General features: G+C 65.6%; 2 protein-coding genes. One reads left to right on the top strand and one right to left on the bottom strand.

Annotated features, from left to right (window positions below; genetic code table 11):
* Window positions 1-395 (top strand): siderophore-interacting protein (locus tag EN925_RS38370; protein WP_164894801.1); only part of this gene is annotated, 395 nt, incomplete at its 5' end.
* 7 nt (window positions 396-402) lie between these two features.
* Here the strand turns inward: EN925_RS38370 and EN925_RS38365 are convergent.
* Window positions 403-713, bottom strand: a 311-nt coding sequence (locus EN925_RS38365) for an AbrB family transcriptional regulator (RefSeq protein ID WP_164894800.1), incomplete at its 5' end; no start/stop codon positions are given.

Here is a 713-nt window from a genome sequence, read left to right as displayed (position 1 = left end):
AGCCTTTGCTTCTGCTCGGCGACGACCCAGCATTCCCCGCCATAGGCAGGATTCTGGAAGATCTGCCGCCGTCAACACGCGCTGAGGCGCTGATCGAGATCGATGGGCCGGACGACCGGATGGCGCTGGCGCAAGGGGATAATATCGACATCACCTGGCTTTACCGGCACGGCCGCGAGGCCGGCACCGCGGGCCTGTTGTCCGCCGCCTTGCGCGAGCGCAAGCACATGGCGCTTGCCGACGGCCTGTACGTCTGGGTCGGTTGCGAATTTGGCGATTTCCGGGAGATCCGCAAGATCGTGCGTAAACAGTGGGGCCTGCCGCGCGACCGCCACCTGGTTACGGCCTACTGGCGCCGGGACGCGCACAGCGTGGGCGAGGGCGGCGAGGACTAGCCGCTGCCTATTGCCTGACGCCTCTCGCCACCAGCCGCGCCACGCTCGGGCCAACCAGCAGCACGATCAGGAAGCGCACCGATTGCAGCGCCATGACGAAAGAGATGTCGACGTTCTGCGCTGCTGCAGCGATGATGGCGATGCTGTCCATGCCGCCGGGGCTGGTCGCCAGATAGGCGGTCAGCGGATCGATGCCCAGGAGATGGCTGATCATGAAGGCAAGGCCGCCGCAAAAGGCGATCAAGGCCACGATCGAGGCGATGATCTGCGGCAAGGCGTGCGCCGCATGGCGCAGGATCGCCCTTGTGAAGTTCAGGC

The organism is Mesorhizobium sp. M7A.F.Ca.US.006.04.2.1 (assembly GCF_004022915.1).
Taxonomy (GTDB): Bacteria; Pseudomonadota; Alphaproteobacteria; order Rhizobiales; family Rhizobiaceae; genus Mesorhizobium; species Mesorhizobium ciceri.
This window is presented reverse-complemented; position numbering and strand designations above follow the sequence as displayed.